The 22510-nt window shown below is 58.2% G+C and carries 18 protein-coding genes, 1 tRNA gene and 1 pseudogene; 11 read left to right on the top strand and 9 right to left on the bottom strand.

Features of this window, described 5'->3' with window-relative positions; all coding sequences use genetic code 11:
* Positions 1-9: 9 nt before the first annotated feature.
* Positions 10-510 (bottom strand): HAD domain-containing protein, encoded by a 501-nt coding sequence (locus tag KUF54_RS09805; RefSeq protein WP_219342588.1) that lies wholly within the window; start codon positions 508-510, stop codon positions 10-12.
* Between the two features lie 229 nt (positions 511-739).
* Positions 740-816 (bottom strand) — tRNA-Pro (locus KUF54_RS09810).
* Positions 817-1252: 436 nt separating this feature from the next.
* On the opposite strand from KUF54_RS09810, the gene KUF54_RS09815 reads away from it, so the two are divergent.
* The gene (locus tag KUF54_RS09815) at positions 1253-2326 is read left to right on the top strand and encodes a porin (RefSeq protein WP_219342589.1); all 1074 of its coding nucleotides are present in this window, start codon (positions 1253-1255) and stop codon (positions 2324-2326) included.
* Between the two features lie 97 nt (positions 2327-2423).
* Here the strand turns inward: KUF54_RS09815 and KUF54_RS09820 are convergent, their stop codons facing one another.
* The 4 genes from KUF54_RS09820 to KUF54_RS09835 are packed head-to-tail and all read right to left on the bottom strand — an operon-like array spanning position 2424 to position 5476.
* Complete coding sequence (locus tag KUF54_RS09820) at positions 2424-3122, bottom strand: hypothetical protein (protein WP_219342590.1); 699 nt, start codon at positions 3120-3122, stop codon at positions 2424-2426.
* A complete protein-coding gene (locus KUF54_RS09825; protein WP_219342591.1) occupies positions 3119-4108 on the bottom strand; it encodes an MlaD family protein in 990 nt (329 codons plus the stop codon). Before KUF54_RS09825 ends, KUF54_RS09820 begins: the two co-directional genes overlap by 4 nt.
* A gap of 24 nt (positions 4109-4132) precedes the next feature.
* The gene (locus KUF54_RS09830; protein WP_219342592.1) at positions 4133-4948 is read right to left on the bottom strand and encodes an ABC transporter permease; all 816 of its coding nucleotides are present in this window, start codon (positions 4946-4948) and stop codon (positions 4133-4135) included.
* Positions 4949-5005: 57 nt separating this feature from the next.
* On the bottom strand, positions 5006-5476 hold the full coding sequence (locus tag KUF54_RS09835) for a MerR family transcriptional regulator (RefSeq protein ID WP_255576008.1): 471 nt from the start codon (positions 5474-5476) through the stop codon (positions 5006-5008).
* A 42-nt stretch (positions 5477-5518) separates the two neighbouring features.
* Here KUF54_RS09835 and KUF54_RS09840 point away from each other — a divergent pair, with 42 nt between their 5' ends.
* The 8 genes and pseudogenes from KUF54_RS09840 to KUF54_RS09875 all read left to right on the top strand — a co-directional run bounded on the left by KUF54_RS09840 (position 5519) and on the right by KUF54_RS09875 (position 13948).
* Positions 5519-7684 carry a cation-translocating P-type ATPase gene (locus KUF54_RS09840; protein ID WP_219342593.1) on the top strand — a complete coding sequence of 722 codons (2166 nt, stop codon included), beginning with the start codon at positions 5519-5521 and terminating at the stop codon, positions 7682-7684.
* Between the two features lie 134 nt (positions 7685-7818).
* Positions 7819-8325 carry a hypothetical protein gene (locus KUF54_RS09845; RefSeq protein ID WP_219342594.1) on the top strand — a complete coding sequence of 169 codons (507 nt, stop codon included), beginning with the start codon at positions 7819-7821 and terminating at the stop codon, positions 8323-8325.
* Positions 8326-8451: 126 nt separating this feature from the next.
* The gene (locus KUF54_RS09850; protein ID WP_219342595.1) at positions 8452-8787 is read left to right on the top strand and encodes a hypothetical protein; all 336 of its coding nucleotides are present in this window, start codon (positions 8452-8454) and stop codon (positions 8785-8787) included.
* Positions 8784-10240: pseudogene (locus KUF54_RS09855) on the top strand (TolC family protein). The gene KUF54_RS09850 and the pseudogene KUF54_RS09855 overlap by 4 nt, the downstream one beginning before the upstream one ends.
* A 1-nt stretch (position 10241) precedes the next feature.
* A complete protein-coding gene (locus KUF54_RS09860; RefSeq protein WP_219342596.1) occupies positions 10242-11627 on the top strand; it encodes a multicopper oxidase family protein in 1386 nt (461 codons plus the stop codon).
* Positions 11628-11735: 108 nt separating this feature from the next.
* On the top strand, positions 11736-12290 hold the full coding sequence (locus tag KUF54_RS09865; protein ID WP_219342597.1) for a DUF411 domain-containing protein: 555 nt from the start codon (positions 11736-11738) through the stop codon (positions 12288-12290).
* 59 nt (positions 12291-12349) lie between these two features.
* Positions 12350-12685 carry a copper-binding protein gene (locus KUF54_RS09870; protein ID WP_219342598.1) on the top strand — a complete coding sequence of 112 codons (336 nt, stop codon included), beginning with the start codon at positions 12350-12352 and terminating at the stop codon, positions 12683-12685.
* Between the two features lie 60 nt (positions 12686-12745).
* Positions 12746-13948 (top strand): leucine-rich repeat domain-containing protein, encoded by a 1203-nt coding sequence (locus KUF54_RS09875; protein WP_219342599.1) that lies wholly within the window; start codon positions 12746-12748, stop codon positions 13946-13948.
* Positions 13949-13968: 20 nt separating this feature from the next.
* Here KUF54_RS09875 and KUF54_RS09880 read toward each other — a convergent pair whose 3' ends face one another.
* A complete protein-coding gene (locus tag KUF54_RS09880; RefSeq protein WP_219342600.1) occupies positions 13969-14805 on the bottom strand; it encodes a MetQ/NlpA family ABC transporter substrate-binding protein in 837 nt (278 codons plus the stop codon).
* A gap of 157 nt (positions 14806-14962) precedes the next feature.
* Here KUF54_RS09880 and KUF54_RS09885 point away from each other — a divergent pair, with 157 nt between their 5' ends.
* Entirely contained in the window at positions 14963-16009 is a 1047-nt protein-coding gene (locus KUF54_RS09885) for a P1 family peptidase (protein ID WP_219342601.1), read from the top strand.
* Between the two features lie 112 nt (positions 16010-16121).
* Here the strand turns inward: KUF54_RS09885 and KUF54_RS09890 are convergent, their stop codons facing one another.
* Together KUF54_RS09890 and ettA are read right to left on the bottom strand one after the other, a co-directional pair.
* Entirely contained in the window at positions 16122-18566 is a 2445-nt protein-coding gene (locus KUF54_RS09890; RefSeq protein ID WP_219342602.1) for a DUF1631 family protein, read from the bottom strand.
* A 46-nt stretch (positions 18567-18612) separates the two neighbouring features.
* Positions 18613-20274 carry an energy-dependent translational throttle protein EttA gene (gene ettA / locus KUF54_RS09895; protein WP_219342603.1) on the bottom strand — a complete coding sequence of 554 codons (1662 nt, stop codon included), beginning with the start codon at positions 20272-20274 and terminating at the stop codon, positions 18613-18615.
* 265 nt (positions 20275-20539) lie between these two features.
* Between ettA and KUF54_RS09900 the strand changes: the two genes are divergently transcribed.
* Positions 20540-22465 (top strand): DEAD/DEAH box helicase, encoded by a 1926-nt coding sequence (locus tag KUF54_RS09900; protein ID WP_219342604.1) that lies wholly within the window; start codon positions 20540-20542, stop codon positions 22463-22465.
* Positions 22466-22510 lie beyond the last annotated feature (45 nt).

Genomic DNA, 22510 nt, shown 5'->3' on the forward strand with positions numbered 1-22510 from the left:
ACATATAAGTTATCGCAACTTGCAATACTCTTGCAGCTTTTCCGAAAGCTTGGCAACTGTCTCTTGATCTGCTATTCCATTGCGCCCACGGGTCAGCACAAGATGCTTGGATGCAGCACCTATCCATCCTTCGTCATCATCATCGAGCACCACCCAACGAGTGACCGATCGCCGTGTTGCATCAGCTAAGACTTGTGCGCCACGAGTCATTGCATCGAACTCAAATTTGTTCATCGCACTGTGAAAAGTGGAGCCAATCACTCGTGACCGTAATGCTTCTGGAAGATAGGCCTTAGCTTGAGAGAACCCCAGAATGCGAACCCATGATGTCGACAAAACGATTCGTACGTCAGGATACGGCACCAGTACGTCAACGAGGATTTTTGCGTGCTCGAACAAGGTATGGCCAGTGTGATCGACACTGAAATACATTCCGCCCCGAGGGTGCCTGTAGACGGGCTCTGGATGCAAGACCCCGTCATAGTCAAGATAAAGAATCGTGTGGGACATACATTCTTGTGACGAAGCAATCAGTCACATGGCAACAAAAGGCACTGGAATTGATAAGTCCATGGCAGTCGCAGGCCAGCCTTTTGCATGGCAATGCCTGAACCGCAAACGCCCACATTCAGGCACCGTTTTTCTTTACCGTTACCCCCTGAGTTACCCCCTTTTGAGGCAATTTCGCTACAATAGAAAAAGGACTCCTAACTTTATAGCTAGGAGTCCTTATCTAGATTGGTCGGAATGGCGGGATTCGAACTCGCGACCCCTTGCACCCCATGCAAGTGCGCTACCAGGCTGCGCTACATTCCGTGATGCTTCGAATTATAGGGGGCAATAAAAGCTTGTTTGGGCAAAACTCTCACTTTTTTCAAAAAAGTAAGCTGCAGCTTGCTGAAAGTGCTTTCTGCATCGTCTGACTACGCACGCACCAGCATCCCTAGCGGGCGCTATGGTCACCGAATGCTGTCGTAAAAATCAAGCAAGCCTTTGGATAACGAAAAAGCGATTCGTCTCACAGCTTCATTTCACAAGCACTCACTTTCGACCAAGCCCTCAGTTAGCAAATTCCAATTAGCTATCAGCACGGTGCGTACACATCACAGCGTTGTCAAATGACGCAAAAAAACCACTACCACGCCTTTGAAATAATGATTTCATCAGCTTCCTTGAAGTGAGCGCTTCAGCAGCCCTCAAACCGCCGCTATATTTCAAAGCGTAAATTTAATAACCAGCTGAGAAAACACCCATGAAAAATGTTTTTATCGCCATGGCGGCTGCCTTGGCCTGCTCCGGCGCTGCATACGCTCAAAGCAATGTGCAATTGACGGGTCTGGTCGATATGTACGCAGGCTCCCTCAAAGCCCCTGGTGGCGAGCGCACCGCCTCTCTCGGCTCAGGTGGTATGACCACTTCTTGGTGGGGCATCAAGGGCACTGAAGATTTGGGCGGAGGCTTGAAGGCTGACTTCAACCTCACCGCCTTCTTCCGCCCAGACACTGGCACCCCCGGCCGCTATGACTTGGCTTTTGGCGAGACATTCTTCTCTCGTGATGCCAACGTGGGCCTGAGCGGCAGCTTTGGTCGCGTGGGTCTGGGTCGCGGTTTGGCTCCAAACTTCTTGCCCACCGTGTTCAGCAACCCATTTGGCGACTCTTTCGTGATCTCGCCACTGGTGCTGCATGCCAACATGGGCGTGAGCTCTGCCAACTGGTACAACACAACAACTCCTGCAGACACTGGCTGGAGCAATCAGATTGTTTACTCCACTCCCGACATGGGCGGCCTGAAGGCCAATCTGCATTACCAGTTTGGTGAGCAGACCGCAGCCGGTCAGCGCGGCAAAAAGAATGTCGGCCTGAACGTGATGTATGGCAACGGCCCTCTGAACTTGGTCGCTTTTTATGAGCGTGCTCAGGTCAACAACCCCGCAGGCTCGTCTGTCATCCCCACAACCAGCAACTGGATGGTTGGCGGTAACTACGACTTCAGCGTTGTAAAGCTCTACGCCACCTACGGCCAATCCAAGTCCAAAGCTGACGTGATGGCTGCAGGCTGGACACCGGGCAAGAACAAGACCTACTCTCTGGGTCTGGATGTGCCAGTCAATGCTGCTGGCACTTTCAAGGCTGCTGCCGCCCAAACCAAGGCTGAGCCTGCTAACGGCTCTATCGGCGGCAAGCGCACAACCTTCACTCTGGGCTACAACCACTTCATGTCCAAGCGCACTGACGTTTACGGCGCTGTGATGTATGACCGCGTCAAGTTCACACAATCCATGTCCGGCACCAGCGTGGCTGTGGGTATCCGTCACCGCTTCTAAGCGCTAGAAGCGAACAGGTTTAAGAACTCACTAAGACCTGTTTAGGAACAAAAAGCGAGGCTTCGGCCTCGCTTTTTTCATATCGGCAGCGACTTCACTACTTTGCGCCAGGCATCTGCAGCAACTTCAGGCGGCGCTGTATTTGCCCACTTGTGCCCATATCACCCGCCCTTTCAGCCGCCTGCTGCTGCAAGAGTAGCCATGCCATGAGCGCCCTGCGCCAGCCTTGCTCTGATGCGGTATCCACGCCCAGTTGCAAAAGTTCGGCAGAGGCACTACCTGCGCGCAGCATGACGCCCGCAGCAACCAAACGCGAGAGCGGATCTTGGACTTTGGCGAGACCAGAAAGACCAGATGCAGCAATAGCACCCACTGCCGCCCTCTGCGCCTGAGGCAATTGACCCACATCACTCGGATGCAACTCCCCTTTCAAATACTGCGCATAGGCGCGCTCTGACTGATCGGCATCCTGCGCCAGCGCTTCATAAGCTGAGCAGTTATTCCAATCGAGGCTGGCGACTTGCGCCGCGCAACGCATTAGCTCCACCTTGGCCGCCAGTGCAGGCTGGCCGGTGCTGGCCACGGCATCGCGGGCTTTTTGCCACTGCAAAGTTTCTACGCGCTGCTGCCCCTGCAAATAGGCTTGGGTGGCTTTTTGCGCAGCAGCTTCAGCATTCAAAGCCCAGTCAGGCACGCGCGGCTGGTTGCCGCAGGCGCTAAGTGCTATGACAGAGATAGCAGCTAGTCCTTTAAATATATGGACTAGCACCTTATTTGGCTTCAATTTTTGGCTCATGGCAGCTTCAGCTCCGGCTTATTGGCAAACGGCCATTTGCGTTGCAAATCATTGAGCACAGACTCCAGCCGCAGCAAATTGTTCTCTACCTCAGCGCGCAAAGCACCTAGATCGGTCGATGCCTCGCGGGCATTGCTGCCCACGACCTGCATATCCGCTAGTACCGCATCCACCTTACTCATGCTTTTGCGCGTATCGGCCAGCAAGCCGTTGAGTTGCTCTACCGTGGATTTGACCTGCGGCATTACGCCGTTGGTATCAAAGACTTGACTGTCGGCACGCGCCACCATGCGATCCATCCGGCCCAGCACGGAGTTAGCGCGCTCTAGCAGTTGGGTGACTTTTTTGGCTTCTTCGTCGCTGCCCAGCACTGCGCCCAAAACACCGCCTTGGCCTTGCATGCGCTCAGCCAACTTACGTACCTCGGCCAAAGAGCCGCCCAAGGCAGAGTCCGTGGCCGTCATCGCGGCCACATTGGCCAGCACTTCTTTGGCGGAGTTAATGATCTGCGGCAGCTCCGCCGTGGCATCGCCGCTGAGCACAGGGCGTACCGAATCAGGCGGCAGCACTTCATCACTGAGCATGCCGCTATAAGCCTTGATGGTGGTGCCGCCCACAATGCCTTTGACCAGCGTAAACACGCTGGACTGGCGCAGCCAGTGGGCGTCTTTTTCAGGCACATCAATCAAAATGCGCACCGTTCCATCCGCGGCCAGCTCAATCTTGCGCACACGCCCGATGGGAAAGCCCGAGAACGTCATATCCATGCCCACGACCACGCCCTCAGAGTCATCCGCCGTCAACACCAGCCGCTGTGTGCTCTCAAACACGCCGCGGGCGTACAGCAGATAGCCCACTGAGCTCAAAACCAGCGCCAAAGTCAGCACCAGCAGGGCCGCCGCTTTGACGCGCAAGTACGCTACGGGTTTGAGGTTGTGCAGTTCTTCATCGATCGGCTGCTCCTCGACCATGCGGGTTTCGCTCATTGCGCAATCCTTTGAGTCATGTTTTTAGTAATAGTTACCCATAAGAGAGATGACCTCGATCAAAAGCAGCACGGCAAACATGCGCGCAAAGCCACCAAGCTCTGAGCCACCTCGCTGGTGCAGCGCAATCGGCGTGTACATGGCAGATGCCAATGGCATCACAGCCACCGTCAGGCTAAAAAACCAGGTCTTGAGCACAAAAACCAGAGTCAAAGACGGCGTAAAAATCTGTCCAAAAATACGGGTGTAGGTCGCAAACCCGGCCACACTAAAACCATAAACACTCAGATAAACCGTGACCAGCGCCACGATGCAGCTCAGAGCAGCCAGCGTAATGGCCGCAAATACGCCTGCCGCCGCACGCGGCACCAAAGCGGCGCGAATGGGGTCTATGCCGCGCGCCGCCCACTGCCCCAGCAAACCTTGCGTGCGCATCTGCACCACTTGCACGCCTGCAGGGATGGTGCAGCGCATGGCCACAAACAGCGCCGCCGTCAGCGGGATCAGCTCAATGACCATCACGCGCACCACCAAATCCTGCGCATAGCGAGACAGGCCGTAACTTTGGGCGGTGACGATGACAATGCGCGCAATCACCGCGCACAGCAAGGCGGCCAGCGCGGTAAAGCCCAAGAGCACCGGCGCCGTCTGCGCATAGATTTGCTGGGCCAGCATGGCGCGGCCACGCTTTTGATAGCTAGATGGCGACGCGATCAGCACCAGCAAAATAGCCGTCAAATAAATGCTGCGCCACCAAGCCAAGGCTTGCGCGGCTAAAGCCGCACCCAAAGCGGCGCCTAGGCGCCCGGGTAGCTTGATGGTGGTTTCACTCCAGCTCATGCAGGAATGATAGCTCCCGCATCTCGCGCAAGCCCCATCAAGCACAACGCCAACGTGTCAGACATGACGCTTAACCCCACTGCCACCCTGCAACCCCGTCGGCAAAGGCTCATCGGCCTGAGCGTGCAAGGCCACGATGATGTGGCAATAGCTGTCCGAGCCATCGCACTGGCCGCGCAGGCGTTCTAGCTCGCGCTCCAGCGCTTGCAACTCAGCCAGTCGCTCACGCACATGGCTGAGATGGGTATTGAGCGTCTCCCGCGCCGCGACGCAATCGTCCTTGCGCGCACCATCCAGCGCCAGCAGAGTACGCACTTCACCCAGCGACATATCCATTGCCCGGCACAGGCGGATGAAGCGCAGGCGGTGCACATCGCCATCGGTATATAGGCGGTACTGGTTGTCTTCACGCACTCCGGGCGACAGCAACAGCTCTTTTTCGTAATAACGAATATTGGCCGCCGCTATGCCCGAGCGCTTGGCCGCCTCACCAATACGCCAGCGCGGAATGTCGCAAGAATTGATCATGCTGCTTGACCTTGAAGTGACTTCATTGTTTTTAATAGTGCCATGAAGCCTCAAAGCCTGCCCACCCACCACCATGACGAGCATGACCACGGTCACAATCATGAACATGCCGCTTCCAAATCAATAGCATCCACTCAAGACTCAGCCTGCGGCACCGGCTGCTGCGCCCCGTTTTCGATCAGCGAGCCGGGCAAAAGTCATGTGCACGATGGCCACGATGGCCACGATGGCCACGATGGCCACGATGGCCACGATGGCCACGATCACGGTGATCAGCATGACGGTCATGATCACGGCGTACTGCCCGGCTGGCCACGCATTTACGCGGCACTAGCAGCGGCCTTGGCGGCAGAAGCCTGTCACTGGTTTGGCGGCGGCAATGACAGCTCCAGCGCGCTGCAATATCTGGGCATGGGCTTGGCGGTGGCCGCCATCGCACTGGCAGGTCTGGGCGTGTACAAGGCCGGCATCAAAGATCTGCTGCGCCTCAAACTCGGCATTCATGCCCTGATGGCCGTGGCAGTGACTGGCGCTTTCATCATTGGCCAGTGGCCCGAAGCGGCCATGGTCATGGCTTTGTACGCCGCCGCCGAGCGCATTGAAGACCAAACCATGGACAAGGCCAGAGCCGCTATTCGCAGCCTGTTGCAGCTGGCGCCCGAGACCGCCGACGTGCTGCAAGCCGGCGGCGGCGTGCAGCGCATGGCTGCCAAAGATGTGCCGCTGGGCGCAGTGCTGCGTGTGGCGCCCGGCGCACGCCTGCCCTTAGATGGTGAAGTCAGCGCCGGTGAAAGCTCGGTCAATCAAGCCCCTATTACCGGCGAGAGCGCTTTGGCCCACAAAGGCCCGGGCGACAGCGTGTACGCAGGCTCCATCAACCAAGATGGAGAGCTGCAAGTGCGCGTGACCGCCCCGGCTTCTGACAGCCTGATTGCCCGCATTGTTCATGCCGTAGAGCAGGCCCAGTCGAGTAAGGCCCCCACCCAGCGCTTTGTGGATAGGTTTGCCGAAATCTACACCCCCATCGTGCTGGTGCTGGCCATTGCACTGGGCTTTCTCGCCCCTTGGCTGCTGGACTGGACTTGGCAGCAAGCCGCCTACCAAGCGCTGGCCCTGCTAGTCATCGCCTGCCCTTGCGCGCTGGTGCTGTCAACGCCCGTCACCGTGGTCAGCGCCCTCACCGCTGCGGCCAAGCGCGGCATTTTGATCAAGGGCGGCAGCGCGCTAGAGTCCGCCCGCAAGCTCAAGGCCATTGCACTGGACAAGACCGGCACGCTCACGACGGGCTCGCCCAAGTTAGTTCATTGGCAGACGTGGGGCTTGAATGCGGACGAGCCCATCGCCGAGCACGCCTATGCGCTGGCATCGCGCTCAGACCATCCTGTCTCCCGTGCTATCTCTCAAGGTTTAGCTCAGGGTTTAGAAGCACAAATAAGCAAACGCTTTTCACAAGCCCAGCAACTCCAAGCCCTACCCGGGCGCGGCGTGCAAGCCCAGATAGACGGTCAAACCTGGACGCTGGCCAATCTGCGCTGGGTAGGCGAGCAAGGCTGGAACAGCCCCGAGCTGCAAGCCGCACTAGAAAAACACGAGCAGCAAGGCCGTACCGTCACCCTGCTGGCCAATACACAAGGCGTGCAAGCCCTGTTTGCCGTGGCCGACCCGCTGCGCGCTCAAGCCAAAGAGGCGGTACAGCAATTGAAGGCGCTGGGCGTAACGCCCATTGTGCTGAGCGGCGACAACAGCGCCACCGTGCGCACCATGGCCGCCGAAGCCGGCATTGACGATGCACGCGGCAATATGCTGCCCGAGGACAAACTCAAAACTCTCAGCGAGTTGCAGCGCAGCATAGGCCCAACAGCCATGACGGGAGACGGCATCAACGACGCCCCGGCTCTCGCTCAAGCCGATATCGGCTTTGCCATGGGCGGCATGCACGCCACGGACATGGCCATGGAAACGGCAGATGTGGTGCTGATGAATGACGACCTGCGCCGCATCCCGGAGGTGGTCGATCTTTCGCAACGCGCGCACAACGTGCTGTGGCAGAACATCGGCTTGGCCTTGGGTATCAAGCTGGCCTTTTTTATTCTGGCCATCAGCGGCAACGCCAGCATGTGGCTGGCCGTGCTGGCCGACATGGGCGTGAGCCTGCTGGTCGTGGCCAATGGCTTGCGACTGCGCCACTGGAAGAAAGGCGTGGCTTAAGCAGCCACTAATAACAAAACAAGCCGCTGGCGTTAGATTAACAAGGATGAGTAGCTATCATTTTTAAAGCCAATTGAGAGCGGCTCTTAACCTAGCTGGGGAACTAAAACCCGCCCATCGTTATCATTCAAGCCATGCGTCGTTTTCTCTCCCTGTTCATGGTTTTGCTGCTAGCCCTGCGTGGCTTGGCAGGCGACGCCATGGCCATGGAGCAAAGCAGCGCACCGGCCCATCACATGACGCAAGAGCAGAGCGGTGTGCAGAGCCACAAGCCAAGCCACAGTCATGCTCAAACGGTGGACGAGATGGCGGCCATGGCGCAACACCTGCATCACGACATGGGCTCACACCATGAGGCGGCGCTTAATACAGCCATCACTTCAGCCGCCATTTCAGTCGCCGCTTCAGTCTCCGCTTGTAATACCGACACCCCCAACAGCGCCAGCAATCCCAACAATGACTGCCACCAGCATGAAAGTCATTGCACGGCCTGCGGCATCTGCCACTCCACACTGGCAACGCCAGAGCTACTGCAACAGCAAGTCAGCACTGAGCCAGCGCTGCCGCTTATTCACGGCGCAGCGCGCTTTGCCAGCGCTGGCACTTTTGAGCTGATCAAACCACCGATTTCTGCCCTCTGACGCCCTAGGTGCGTCCGCATTTTTGATAGCACTACCTCTTTGTTTTATCTGGACTTGAGCCCTTTATTCATATGAATCGCTCAATCCTGCGGAGCTTCTCTTGGTTTTAGACGACAGGAATTTTCTATGCGCCAAGCGCATCCTTTTTCTTTCAAAGCCGCGGCGCTGCTCATCGCCACGGCTAGCTCGCTGGCCTTGGCCCAAGCCCCAAAACCCGCTGTGCCAACTGCCGCAGAGCACAGTGTTTTCAACCCCGCAGCACCCACGCTGCCACTGCAGCACCAGCCGCTGGCCAGCAGTGGTGCCATCGTCGAGCAAGCTGGCGACTGGAAAGCCGCTAATTCAGCAGTGGCTGCCTTTGCACGCGGCCATGCCGATGTGATCGAGTGGGAAAAAGCCCAGAGCGCAGCCAACGGCAAGACCCCATCAGCGCATCCACACCCGCAGAGGGATAAGCCATGAAGCGCTGCGCTCTCAAAGTCACGCCCTTGCTGGCAGCTTGGGTGCTGGCCGGCTGCGCCAGCATCTCGCCAGACGGCTTGCGCAGCAAGGTGAGCGAGCACACCGCAGCTCGCCTGCCAGCTGGCGCACAACTACCTTCACCCAACGACGCCCAAGCCCAGCAAGGGGCTCAAAACGTGCAAGTGCAGATTGCCGACTGGCTCAAGGCTGATGTCGATGCCGATACCGCCGTACGCATTGCCTTGCTCAACAACCCCGGGCTGCAAGCCCAGCTGGCGCAGTTGGGCATACAAGACGCACAGCGCGTGCAGGCGCTGACCCTGCCCAACCCCAGCTTTACCTTTGGCCGTTTTCGCAATGGCGATGAACGCGAAATTGAGCGCCAGCTCAGCTTTGGGCTCATCAACCTCATCACCTTGCCTTGGCGCAGCCGCTGGCAAGGCTGGCAGATGGAGCAAGCCACGCTAAGCGCTGCCCAGCAAGTGCTGCTGCTGGCCGCAGACACGCGCCGCGCTTGGCTGCGCGCCGTGGCCGCCGAGCAAGCCCTGGCTGCCAACGAGCGCATGCACGACGCGGCCGCACTGGGCGGTGAATTAGCCCGGCGCATGGCACAGGTAGGCAACTTCAGCAAGATGGACCAAGCCAAGGAGCTAACCCAGCAGCAACAAGCCGCAGCCCAACTGGCCCGCGCCCGCCTCAATGCCCAGCTAGAGCGCGAGCAGCTGGCGCGGCGCATGGGCCTGTGGGGGCAGCAACTGGCGTTCAAACTGCCTCATCAACTGCCAGCCCTGCCCAAAGCGGCAGCGCTGCGCAGTGGTGATGACGCCGAAGCCACCGCTTTGCAAGAGCGACTCGATTTAGGTGCGTTGCGCCGTGATTTGGATGTGAGCGCAGGGCGCCAAGGCTGGGCCACGATTGGCAGCATTTTGGCAATGTGGGAGCGAGCTACAGCAACAACACCCGCACCGAAAGAGCGACGGGCCACAGCGATAAAACACAGGGCTGGGAGTTTGACGTGCCCCTGCCTCTGTTTGACTGGGGCTTTGCCGCACGCGGCATGGCGCGCAATCAAGTGCTGCGCAGCGCTGCCTTGCTGCGCGAAAACGCCATTCGCGCCCGCAGCGAGGCCCGCAGCCATTGGCTGGCCTACCGCACGGCTTTTGATCTGGCCCAGCAGCAGCAATTCGAGGTGCTGCCTCTGGCTCAGCTGATGCAAGAAGAAACCGTGTACCGCTACAACGGCATGTTCATGAGTGTGTGGCAGTTGCTGGCGCAGGCCCGCAGCACCACGCAGGCCGTGGTTACCACGACTGAGGCGCAGCGCGACTTTTGGCTGGCAGAGACTGATTTGCAGTTGGCGCTCTATGGGACATCGCCGGGGACATCGCAATCTATAGCGCCCATCACAGCGCCCTCTACAGCCCCCAGCACTACACCCAATGCAGGCCACTGATATGCAACGCCGATCTTTCTTCACCAGCGCAGCCGCTGCAGTCGCCGCATCGTCCGTCAGCCGCGTCGCCATGGCTGCTTTGCCCGAGCCCGTCATGCAAAGCAGTGCCGATACCGCTGCGCCTTTGACGCCGCCCAACGGTCGCCCCTACCAGCCCATCGTCACGCTCAACGGCTGGAGCACGCCTTGGCGCATGAACGCGGGCATCAAAGAATTTCATTTGGTCGCCGAGCCCGTGGTGCGCGAAGTCGCGCCCGGATTTTTCGTCAACATGTGGGGCTACAACGGCCAGTCTCCCGGCCCGACCATCGAGGTGGTGCAAGGCGACAAGGTGCGTATCTTCGTGACCAACCGCTTGCCGGAAAACACCACCGTGCACTGGCATGGCCAGCGCCTGCCCAATGGCATGGATGGCGTGGGCGGGCTCAACCAGCCGCATATCCCGCCCGGCAAAACCTTTGTCTATGAGTTCGAAGCGCGCCGCCCCGGCACCTTTATGTACCACCCACATTCGGACGAAATGGTGCAAATGGCCATGGGCATGATGGGTTTGTGGATCACCCACCCCAAGGGCTCGCACCCACTGATCGACACCGTGCAGCGCGACTACGCCTTGCTGCTGAGCGCCTATGCGGTAGAGCCCGGCACCATGACGCCGCGCATCAACGAGATGACGGACTTCAACATCTGGACCTTCAACAGCCGCGCCTTTCCGGCCATCACGCCGATGGTGGCAAAGCAAGGTGACAGGGTGCGCATACGCGTTGGCAATTTGACGATGACCAACCACCCCATCCACATTCACGGCCACGAGTTTGAAGTGACCGGCACCGATGGCGGCCCCGTGCCCAAAACTGCACGCTGGCCTGAGGTGACCACCGATGTGGCTGTTGGGCAAATGCGGCAGCTTGAGTTTATTGCCGACGAGCCCGGCGACTGGGCTTTTCATTGCCACAAAAGCCACCACACCATGGGCGCCATGGGGCACGATGTGCCCACCATGATTGGCGTGGATCACAAAGGTCTGGTGAGCAAGATCCAGAAAATCGTGCCTGACTACATGCTGATGGGCGAGCGCGGCATGGGCGATATGGGCAGCATGCAAATGCCGCTACCCGACAACACCTTCCCCATGATGACGGGCAAGGGGCCGTACGGCGCCATTGAGATGGGCGGCATGTTCACCAGCTTGAAGGTGCGCCAAGGTCTGGGCGCAAATGACTACCGTGACCCCGGCTGGTACACCCAGCCCAAGGGCACGCAAGCCTATGAATGGAAGGGTGCGCCGCTAGATGCCAACGCCCCGCGCAAAGACTTGCCCGGCACCGCACCCGGTGCAGCCACCGCGCACAAGCCCGGCTCAAAGTCAGCCCATGATCACCACTGATTCATCAAAAATCATAGCTACTAGTCCTTTATTGAAAAGGGCTACAGGCAAATTTCACTCAAATCCGACTCTTCAATTTCACGCTTGTTGATGAAAGCCAGCCACACCATGCAACACACCCATACAGCCGCCACTGCTGCAACAACCACCACGGCCGCCACGGCTACCCGTCGCCACGCACTACGCCTACTTGCCGCCGCCGCCGCCGCCGCCGCCAGCATCAGCGCCTTGCCCGTGAGTTCAGCGCTTGCCGCTTCGCCCATCAAAACAGCGATGGAAGTCTGGAAAGACCCGAACTGCGGCTGCTGCAAGGACTGGATCGCCATCATAGAAAAAGCGGGCTTCGACATCAAAGTGCACGACGTAGGCAACGCCGCCGTGCGCGCCAAGCTGGGCCTGCCGCAAAACCTGGGCTCTTGCCACACCGCACTGGTGGGCGGCTATGTCGTCGAAGGCCATGTGCCCGCCGCCGATGTGCATAAGCTGCTCAAAGAGAAGCCCAAGGCGCTAGGCATCACCGTGCCCGGCATGCCTGTTGGCAGCCCCGGCATGGATGGCCCCGACTACGGCGGCCGCAAAGACCCGTTTGATGTATTGCTGGTCACCAAAAACTTCATGGGCAACGGCGTCACCACCCGCGTCTTCACCAGCTACCGCAGCTAAAAAACACGCCTAAAAAACACGGCTGAGCCGACCAAACCGGCACCCGAATCTAAAAAACCATGAAAAAACTTCTGCCCATCATCGGCCTGAGCGCTGCCCTGACTTGCCCGGCGTTTGCCCAGAACCATTCTGATCATTCCACTCACAGCGCCACGCAAAGCAGCGCACAACAAGTCATGACTGCCGGTGAAATCACCCGCATCGACACCCGCAGCGGCCAACTCACCATCCGTCATGAAGAGATCAAAAACCTGGACATGCCCGCCATGACTATGGTGTTTGTGTTGACCGACTCAGCCAAGCCAGCCGATTTCAAAAAGGGTGACAAGGTGCTGTTCCACGCCGAGGAAAAAGAGGGAGTCTTGCTCATCACGCACATTCAGCTAGCGGTTTAAAGTGGTTTGAGGATGGCAAAGGCCGCCGCAGTGCGGCACAGCGCTTAGACTGCGGCCTTCATGTTGACGCTCAAGCAATTTCACTCCCAACTCGCTGACGGCACACTGGCCAGCGCCCGCCATATCCAGCTCAGCGATTCGCTGACGGAGTTTCCGCAAGCCCTGTATGCGCTGGCCGATTCACTGGAAGTTTTGGATCTATCGGGCAACCAGCTCACCCAGCTGCCGGGCGACCTTACGCGCTTTAAAAAGCTGCGCATTTTGTTTGCCTCGGGCAACCCATTTACCGAGCTGCCAGCGGTGCTGGGCCAAATGCCTGCGCTGGAGATGGTTGGCTTTAAAGCCTGCCGCATCGAGCATGTGCCAGCTAATAGCCTGCCGCCACGCCTGCGCTGGCTGATCTTGACGGACAACCGCCTGCAAACCCTGCCGGACACCCTAGGCCAGTGCCCGCGCTTGCAAAAGCTGATGCTGTCTTGCAACCAGCTGCGCAGCCTGCCCAGCAGTCTGGCGCAATGCCAAAAACTTGAGCTGCTGCGCATTGCCAGCAACCAGTTTGAACAACTGCCCGAGGTGATTTTTGAGCTACCCGCACTGGCATGGCTTGCCATGGCGGGCAACCCAATGACTCAAAAAAGTGAGCTACAAGTGCTTGAATCACCAGCACTTGAGCTTATTTTTTATCAAAATCTGCAAATTCATGAGCTGCTGGGCCAAGGCGCCAGCGGCCATATTTACCGCGCAAGCCACGGCAATCAGTCACTGGCGCTCAAACTGTTCAAAGCCGCTCACACCAGTGATGGCACGCCGCAGTCCGAACTGGCAGCAGGTCTTGCGATTGGCCAGCATCCGCAACTACTCACACCGCTCGCCCAAGTGCTTGGCGCACCCGACGGGCAACTGGCCACCGCCCTGCCCTTGCTAGACGCATCAATGCAGCCACTGGCGGGGCCACCCAGTTTTGACAGCTGCACCCGCGATGTTTATGGGGCTGAGCAGAAATTTTCACCTTTCGCTGCGCAGCGCCTGCTGCAAGCCATGCAAAGCGCCCTCACCCAACTGCACGTGCGCGGCGTGCTGCATGGCGATTTTTATGCCCACAACATTCTGTGGAACGCAGCGACGGGCGACGCCATGCTCAGCGACTTTGGGGCCGCCGCCATGACCGAGGCTCTGCCCAAAGCACAAGTGGCGCAGCTGCAGCAGATTGAACTGCGAGCATTGCGCCACTTGCATCAAGAGATTCAGACCCGGACAGTCTGAACCTTGCTTGAATCCACTATTTACTTCAGAAAAGCAGGCTTAGAGTAGCCGGGGAACTGGGTGTCCACCACGGCCTTGAACTCTGGCGAGCGGTAAGCCGCAGCCAAGTCCTTAGCCCACTGGCTGTTTTCGTTGCCGGTCTTCACGGCCACCACGTTCAGGTACAAATCAGGCGTTTTTTCCAAGACTACGGCTTCTGTCAGCTTCAGGCCAGATGAGATGGCGAAATTGCCATTCACCACCACAAAGTCGGTGTCTTCCAGTACGCGGGGCAGTTGCGCCGCATCCAGCGCCACAAACTTCAGCTTGTGCGGGTTGGCAGCCAAGTCCAGCTCAGAAATACGCGCTGGGTTCACACCTTCCTTGACCTTCACCAAACCCGCTTGCTGCAGCACCAGCAGTGCGCGGGCCAGATTGCTGGGGTCGTTAGGCAAAGCCACCTTGGCGCCGCTCTTGACGTCAGCCAGCGACTTGTGCTTTTTGCTGTACACACCCATGGGCGCGACCGGGCCTTGCGCAATCGCGCTCAGTGCCAGCTTGCGGTCGGCGGTGAACTGGTCAAAGTAAGCGCGGTGCTGGAAGAAGTTTGCATCCAGCGAGCCATCCGACAGGGCCAGGTTGGGCTGCACGTAGTCGTTGAACTCGATCAGCTTGATTTGGTAGCCCTTTTTCTGCAACTGGGGCAGGATGCCTTTTTGCAGCAGGTCATAGTTGGAGCCTGCAGTCGCGCCGATCAGCAGGTTCTTCTTGGCCGCATCTTGCGCCATCGCAGGAGCGCCCAGAGTGACGGCAAAAGCCAAAGCCGCAGTGGCCAAAACAGAGCGGCGGCTAGCGGCAAAAGAAAAACGTTCGGACATGAATGACTCCTTGAATTTGTTGAGCTTTCGCAGCACAGTTCTCATTTATTTACCGCGCCGCAACAATGTAAGCAAGTATGAGCCTTGCAGACCTCGCTTCTAAAGAATAAAAATCCATCTGTTTATCTTTAAAACAATATAAGAGACTAGAAAACCCATGGTGACATCTCCTCAATCCATCGCCCAGCTACTTGCACATGACGGCCATATAGCTCGCGTGCAAGGCATTCGCGTGGGGCACTTCACACACTCGCGCCGCCCTACCGGCTGCACCGCCGTGCTCTGCCCAGATGGCGCAGTAGGCGGCGTTGATGTGCGCGGCGCAGCGCCCGGGACGCGCGAGACGGATTTGCTGCACCCCAGCAATCTGGTGCAAGAGGTACACGGCATCATGCTGGCCGGCGGCAGCGCTTGGGGGCTGGACGCCGCCACTGGCGCCGTGCGCTGGCTGGAAGAGCAAGGCGCTGGCCTGAACATTGGCGTGGGCCGCATTCCGCTGGTGCCTGCCGCTGTTTTGTTTGATGTGATGCTGGGCGATATGCGCATACGCCCGGATGCAGCGGCAGGCTACGCGGCTTGCCAAAACGCCAACATCGGCAATGCCGACCTCAACGATCGACCAGCCGAAGGCAGCGTGGGCGCAGGTGCCGGCGCGGTAGTTGGCAAAGTCTTTGGGCTTGAGCGTGCCATGAAGGGCGGCATTGGCACGGCCAGTTTTACCGTAGATGGCGTAACCGTGGGCGCCATCATTGCCTGCAATGCGCTAGGCGATGTGCTCAACCCCTTTAATGGCGAACTATTGGCAGGAGCCCGCACGGCAGATGGCCAGTATTTACGCGGCACGCGCGATGCCTTGCTGGCAGGAGAGGAGCATTGCCCTATCTTGGCGGCCAGCAACACCACGATTGGCGTGATCGCCACCGATGCCATCATCACCAAAGCTCAGGCCCACCGCTTGGCCGTGGTGGCCCACGACGGATTGGCCCGCGCCATCAACCCTGTGCACACCATGAGTGACGGCGACAGCCTGTTTGCACTGGGCACAGGCAAAAGTGGCAAAAGTTTGGGAATGATGACGCTGAGCACGCTGGCCGCTGAGGCCGTTGCCGTGGCAACAGCACGGGCAATTTTGTTGGCGCAATCCGTGCAGATCGCAGGGCAGGCAAAACTACCCTGCTATCAAAATTTCAAGACTCAAGGCTAAGAGACGCAAACACCACCCAGCAAACCACAGGTTTGCGTTTGAGACGAGGCGCGAAACCGCAGGCAGTACATGCGTACGACAAGGCGATGCAACGACGCATCAAGGGTGTGCTCTAAACAATGGCCTCAAGGCGGCGCAGCTGCCCCTGCTCCAGCAGCTTGTCGCGCATACGGCGTGTCATGGACTGGGTGCTGCCATCTTCTGCGGTAAACAAGAACAGGCTTTGCTGCGGGCTGACCCAGGTGAGCTTGGTGCGCAGTTGCTGGCGCTCATTGCGCAGCTCTACCCAAGTGCCCAACGTCCACTCTGAAGTGCTTGCCTGAACTGGTGCCTGAACTGGTTCCTGATTTGACACCTGATGGTGATGCTGCGATTGCACGCTAGCAGAAAGGACAGGCGCCGGGGCAGCAGCTACGGCGGACTCCAGCAACTCAACAGCTTCCAGCATCATGGGTGCAGGGCTAAAGTCAGGCTGGGGCTGTACTTGAAGCTCAGGCTTGTATACCGGCTCAGGAACCGACTTGGCGACATGCCTAGTTACGGGTTTGACTTCAGGCTCTGGTGCAAACTCAAACACCACATCCATCATTTCCGTCAACACAGGCAAGGATGCTTCAAACGCTGCATGCGCAGATTCCGCATCCTCATCAAGCCCGCCAAACATGCTTGGCAGTTCATCGAACAAATCAGTGCTGGTATCGCTGTGCGCCTCTGGGCTACGGCTTAGCACCTGCGCAGTATCAAGCACACGCTGCTGTAAGCTGCCTAAACGAGCGGCCAAAGCAGCAATTTCAACATCAGAGCGACCCACACTGCGCAAGCCTCTTGCGAGGCGGCGCTGCAATCTAGGGGCGATGGCGACCAGACGCGATACATCCAAAGAGGCCTGCGGCGACACACTCCACAGCAAACTAGGCACCAATGCCAAGTAGCCACCAGGATCACGCTCTTGACTAGGCTGCGCTTGCTGCTGCGCCTGAGAAATGACTTCTGCCCATGGGCCAGTCACAAAATCCAAAATATCTTCAGGTACGCCCTTGGCACTGGGCAGGCTGCGAATCATCTTGCCCAGTTGGACGGCATTAGGCGGCGTCTTCTCAATCGCCGCGCTCACCATCTGGCGATCCACCAATCCCAAGACTGAGTGCATCAGTCCTTGCTGAGTAGAGTCTTCGTGATCTGCTTGTATGCCTAAAGCTGCGATGCCGCTCATGCGGCCTTCTGGCGGCCATTGCTCGCGCACATATTGAAGCGCCTGTGCAAACATCGCTGCGTTGACCTGAACCAGACTGGCCAGCTGCTTTGTCGCAGCGTCTGCCACGGCAATAAAGTGCGCAAAGCCCAAGGCCGATTCGCTAGAAAACCAGAGGCTACGCGCCGTCAACTCATCGAGCAATTGCCGCGCTGGGTGCATGCGGTCTTCAAAGAAAGCACTGTCGCTCCTCACCAGTTGATGCAGTGCAGGCTCTAGTTGGTGCAGCACTTGTTGCACTGCCGGCAGCAAACGGCCATCACTGGTCATGTGGCTCATCATGCGCTGCAAGGTGCGCGAATGAATCAGCGCGATAGGTGCCTGAGTGGCTTGTACCGCTCTAAGTCCACCCATAGCGCTGGAAACCCAAGGCTGGCGCGTAGTTTGTAGCGCAGATGCTGAGTAAGACGTCCAGCCCGGCTTCAGGCCTTGGTCGGCCCCTTGCATCGCGACTGATGTAGGCAAAAAAGCAGATTCCGAGGCATGTACAGATGCGGGTGCTGCTGCTGGCTCACTCATAGGCCAGCCGGCCAACATGGAGTCCGTCAATGCTTGCGGAATCGTAAAGTGCTGGTTATCAATCCAGCGCAAGTCCGACGCCATCTCTTGCAACACGCGTAAGGTCAGCAAGCACTGAGGTGGGGAATCAAGACTGACCCCATAACGCGCAGGCTGAACCCCTTGCTGACGCAGCAAGCTGGCTGTGCGGGCATATTCACTCGCGAGCAGTCCACCTAGCTGCTGGGCCATGAATTCACGCCAGCAATCTGCCACCTCCATGGCAGGCTGCAAAGCAGTCAAAGACTGACTCAGAGCGCGCACATAGTTTTCCAGGCGCAGCGGGTTGCACTCCGGCTGGGCGAACTCCAAGCCCTGCGCACCACTCATCAGTGCGTCTAGGTCTGCCAGTGCCAGTTCGACCTGCGGGGAGACCAGTTGCACTAAATTGTGCTCAGCCTTGATCTGGCGACTTGCTGACTCCGCCATCGCAGTCAGGGGCAAATACCGTCCACTGCCAGCATCTAGCGTCTGGGCACTGAAAGAAAAGGGTTGGCGCGCAGATAGGATCAGTGCTTCCAGCAAGTTCTGCGGAAAGCTGTTGATGATTGAGGAGCGATGCAGCTGCAAGTTGTGCAGCGCAGCACTCAGTACATCCTGCCTTGAAGACGAAAAACCCGATGACAGGGTCTGCTCCAAGGCGTATTCGGTGCGCTGCAATAAACGCAGCGCAAATGCATCAGCGCCACGTACTGCCTTAACAAGGCATGTACGCAGCACGGAGACAGATGCATGGGCGAGGCTCATGCCCTAAGAATACCCGCTTCAGCCGAGGCTGAAAGCATTTTGTCGCTTACTTCAACGCTTTGTAACGCATACGCTTAGGCGCAGCACCTTCAACGCCCAAACGTTTCTTTTTATCGGCTTCGTACTCTTGGTAGTTGCCGTCAAAGAAGACCCACTGCGAATCGCCTTCAGCAGCCAAAATGTGCGTCGCAATACGGTCCAGGAACCAACGATCGTGAGAGATCACCATCACGGTACCGGCGTATTCCAGCAGCGCATCTTCCAGCGCGCGCAGGGTTTCGACGTCCAAGTCATTCGATGGCTCATCGAGCATCAGCACGTTGCCGCCCTGAATCAGGGTCTTGGCCAAGTGCAGACGACCGCGCTCACCACCGGAGAGGTTGCCGACCTTCTTTTGCTGGTCTTGACCGTTGAAGTTGAAGCGACCAGCGTAAGCACGCGAAGCCATCTGGAACTTGCCCACGGTGATGATGTCCAGACCGCCGGAGATGTCTTCCCACACGGTCTTTTCATTGGCCAGCGCATCGCGGTGCTGGTCCACAAAGGCCATCTTCACGGTTTGACCAATGTCCACGGTACCGGAATCAGGCTGCTCAATACCGGCAACCAGCTTAAACAGGGTCGACTTACCGGCGCCGTTAGGGCCGATGATGCCGACGATCGCGCCTGCAGGAATGTTCATCGACAGGTTGTCGATCAACATGCGGTCGCCAAAGGACTTGGAGACATTGTTGAACTCGATAACCTTGGAGCCCAGACGTTCGGCCACAGGAATAAAGATTTCCTGTGTTTCGTTGCGCTGTTGGTATTCGAAGTCGCTCAATTCCTCGAAGCGTGCAATACGCGCCTTAGACTTGGCCTGACGACCCTTGGCGTTCTGACGCACCCACTCCAGCTCCTTCTTCAGAGCCTTGGCACGCGCTTCTTCACCCTTTTGTTCGGCTTCCAGACGGTTGCCCTTTTGCAGCAGCCAGTCAGAGTAGTTACCCTTGTAAGGAATGCCGTGGCCACGGTCCAGCTCCAAAATCCACTCGGCAGCGTTATCCAAGAAGTAACGATCGTGGGTAATCGCCACCACAGTGCCGGTAAAGCGGTGCAGGAATTGCTCCAGCCAATCCACAGACTCGGCGTCCAAGTGATTGGTTGGCTCGTCCAGCAGCAGCATGTCGGGCTTAGACAGCAGCAGCTTGCACAGAGCAACGCGGCGCTTTTCACCACCGGACAACAGGCCAACCTTGGCATCCCATGCGGGCAGGCGCAGCGCGTCAGCAGCGATTTCCAGTTGGTGCTCGGAGTCGGTACCAGCGGCAGCGATGATGGCTTCCAGCTCGCCTTGCTCGGCAGCCAGTGCATCAAAGTCAGCGTCTTCTTCAGCGTAGGCTGCGTAGACTTCTTCCAGACGCGCCTTGGCGTTGTTCACCTCAGCCATGGCTTCTTCAACAGCCTGACGCACGGTGTGCTCAGGGTTGAGTTGAGGCTCTTGAGGCAGGTAACCAATGGACAAGCCCGCCATTGGAATCGCTTCGCCTTCGTATTCCTTATCCACGCCAGCCATGATCTTCAGCAGCGAGGACTTACCCGAACCATTCAGGCCCAACACGCCGATCTTGGCACCGGGAAAGAAACTCAGCGAAATGCCTTTCAAGATTTGGCGCTTTGGCGGCACCGTCTTGGTCAGCTGATTCATTGAAAAAACGTATTGAGCCATGTTCGAATTGCTTTGAGTTGCTTGAATTTATGCAAAAAAGTGTGCCGCTTTTCGCGACAAACAAACCATGATTATCCGCGCATGCGACAATACCCCTCGCAATAGGCGTCCAGTTGCCTGCTGCAGCAGCACTTCAGCTGGGGACAACGGAAGCGTTTCCAAGCTCCCAACATGCAACTTTATCTGCCTACAACTGGCCAGGCAGCCTAACAGGCTGCCATGACAGGCTGATACCCCGCGCTACGGATTAGCGCAACTGATCACAATGACATTTGAAGAACTAAACTTGGATCCGGCCATTCTTAAGGCCGTACAAGAGCAGGGTTACGCAAACCCAACCCCCATTCAGGCGCAAGCCATTCCTCTGGTTCTTGCAGGCCACGACCTGCTTGCAGGCGCCCAGACCGGAACCGGCAAGACGGCAGCATTTACGCTGCCCATGCTGCAGCGCTTGTCCATGGGCACTGCGCCTAAGAACCGCTTTGGTGGCAAGGGCATTCGCACTTTGGTGCTGACCCCCACCCGCGAGTTGGCTGCCCAGGTTGAAGAAAACCTGCGCTGCTACGCCAAATATATGGACATCACCTCCACCGTGATCTTCGGTGGTGTTGGCATGAAGCCACAGATCGCTCGCATTGAAAAAGGCGTGGACGTTCTGGTCGCAACCCCCGGCCGCCTGCTGGATCTGGTGGGCCAAGGCTTCATGGACTTGTCTACCGTCGAGATGCTGATCTTGGACGAAGCCGACCGCATGCTAGACATGGGCTTCATCCATGATGTCAAGAAGGTGCTGGCATTGGTGCCTAAGAACAAGCAAAGCTTGCTGTTCTCAGCGACTTTCAGCGATGAAATTCGCGATTTGGCTAATGGACTGCTCAAAAACCCTCAGTCCATTCAGGTCACGCCCAGCAACACGACGGTGCAACGTATCAAGCAGGTGATCCACCCCGTGGGTCGCGGCAAGAAAAAGCAAGTTCTGCTGCACATCATTCAGGAAAACAACTGGAGCCAAGTACTGGTGTTCACCCGTACAAAATTTGGCGCTAACAATGTTGCCGAGTTCCTGAGCAAGAACGGTGTCAGCGCCATGGCGTTGCACGGAAACAAGAGCCAAAGCGCCCGTACTCAAGCCTTGGAAGGCTTTAAGACCGGCGAATTGCGTGCACTGGTTGCTACTGATATTGCAGCACGTGGTATCGACATCGACGAATTGCCTAACGTGGTCAACTACGAGATTCCTAATATCTCGGAAGACTATGTGCACCGCATTGGCCGCACTGGCCGCGCCGGTCGCGAAGGCAATGCCGTAAGCCTCGTCTGCATGGACGAAGAAGGCTTCATGATGGATATCGAGCGCTTTACCAAGCAAGAGATTCCAGTGAACCTCATCGAAGGCTTTGGCCCTGAAGATGGCGAAGTGGCTGAGCCCATCGCCATGGGTCGCCAAACTCTGTGGGGCGGCGCAGGCAAGCCTCCGAGCCGCGACGTCATGCAAGCAGCTGCTAAGGCTGCCCGTCAGGAAATGATGGAACGCATTCGCACCACCAAGGCCCCTGGCGGCGGCGGTGGTCGCGGCGGCGCACGTCGCCCAGCAGCAGGCGGTGGCCAAGGTGAAGCAGCTGGCGAAGCCCAGCAACGCCCACCCCGTCAAAATAGCCCACGCGGCAATGGCCGCTTCGGCAATCCACGCCCTCAAGGTCAGGGCAATGGCCAGCAAGAACGTAGCGGCAACGGTCGCAACGCGGATCGCGGCTTTGACCGTCATTCCGAGCGCGGCGCTGAACGAGGTGCTGAGCGCGGCGGCGATCGTGGCCAACCACAATTTGGCCAAGGCGAGCGCGCACCACGCCCTTACAACAACGACCAGCAACGCGCCCCTAGTCGCAATGACTCGCGCCAGTTTGGTGACCGCGAACGCGGTGGCCGCTATGACGACCAGCCTCCTCGCGCTGACGCCCATCTGGGCACCCAACAAGGTCATGCCCGCAACAACAGCTCGCGCGGCGGCAACGGCGGCCAGCCTGACCCGATGCGCACCAGCGTAGACAGCATGGCAGACCGCGGTCGCCGTGGTGGCTTTGGCGGTGGTAACCGTGGCGGCTTCGGCGGTGGCAATGGTGGCGGTGGCAACCGCGGTGGTAATGGCGGCGGCGGCAATCGCGGCGGCTTTGGTGGCGGCTACGGTCGTTAAGCCAGCTACTCAGCTAAGGGCGTGAATACGCTTCCAAAGCAACTC

It is taken from the genome of Comamonas sp. Y33R10-2, from assembly GCF_019355935.1.
Lineage (GTDB): Bacteria > Pseudomonadota > Gammaproteobacteria > Burkholderiales > Burkholderiaceae_C > Comamonas.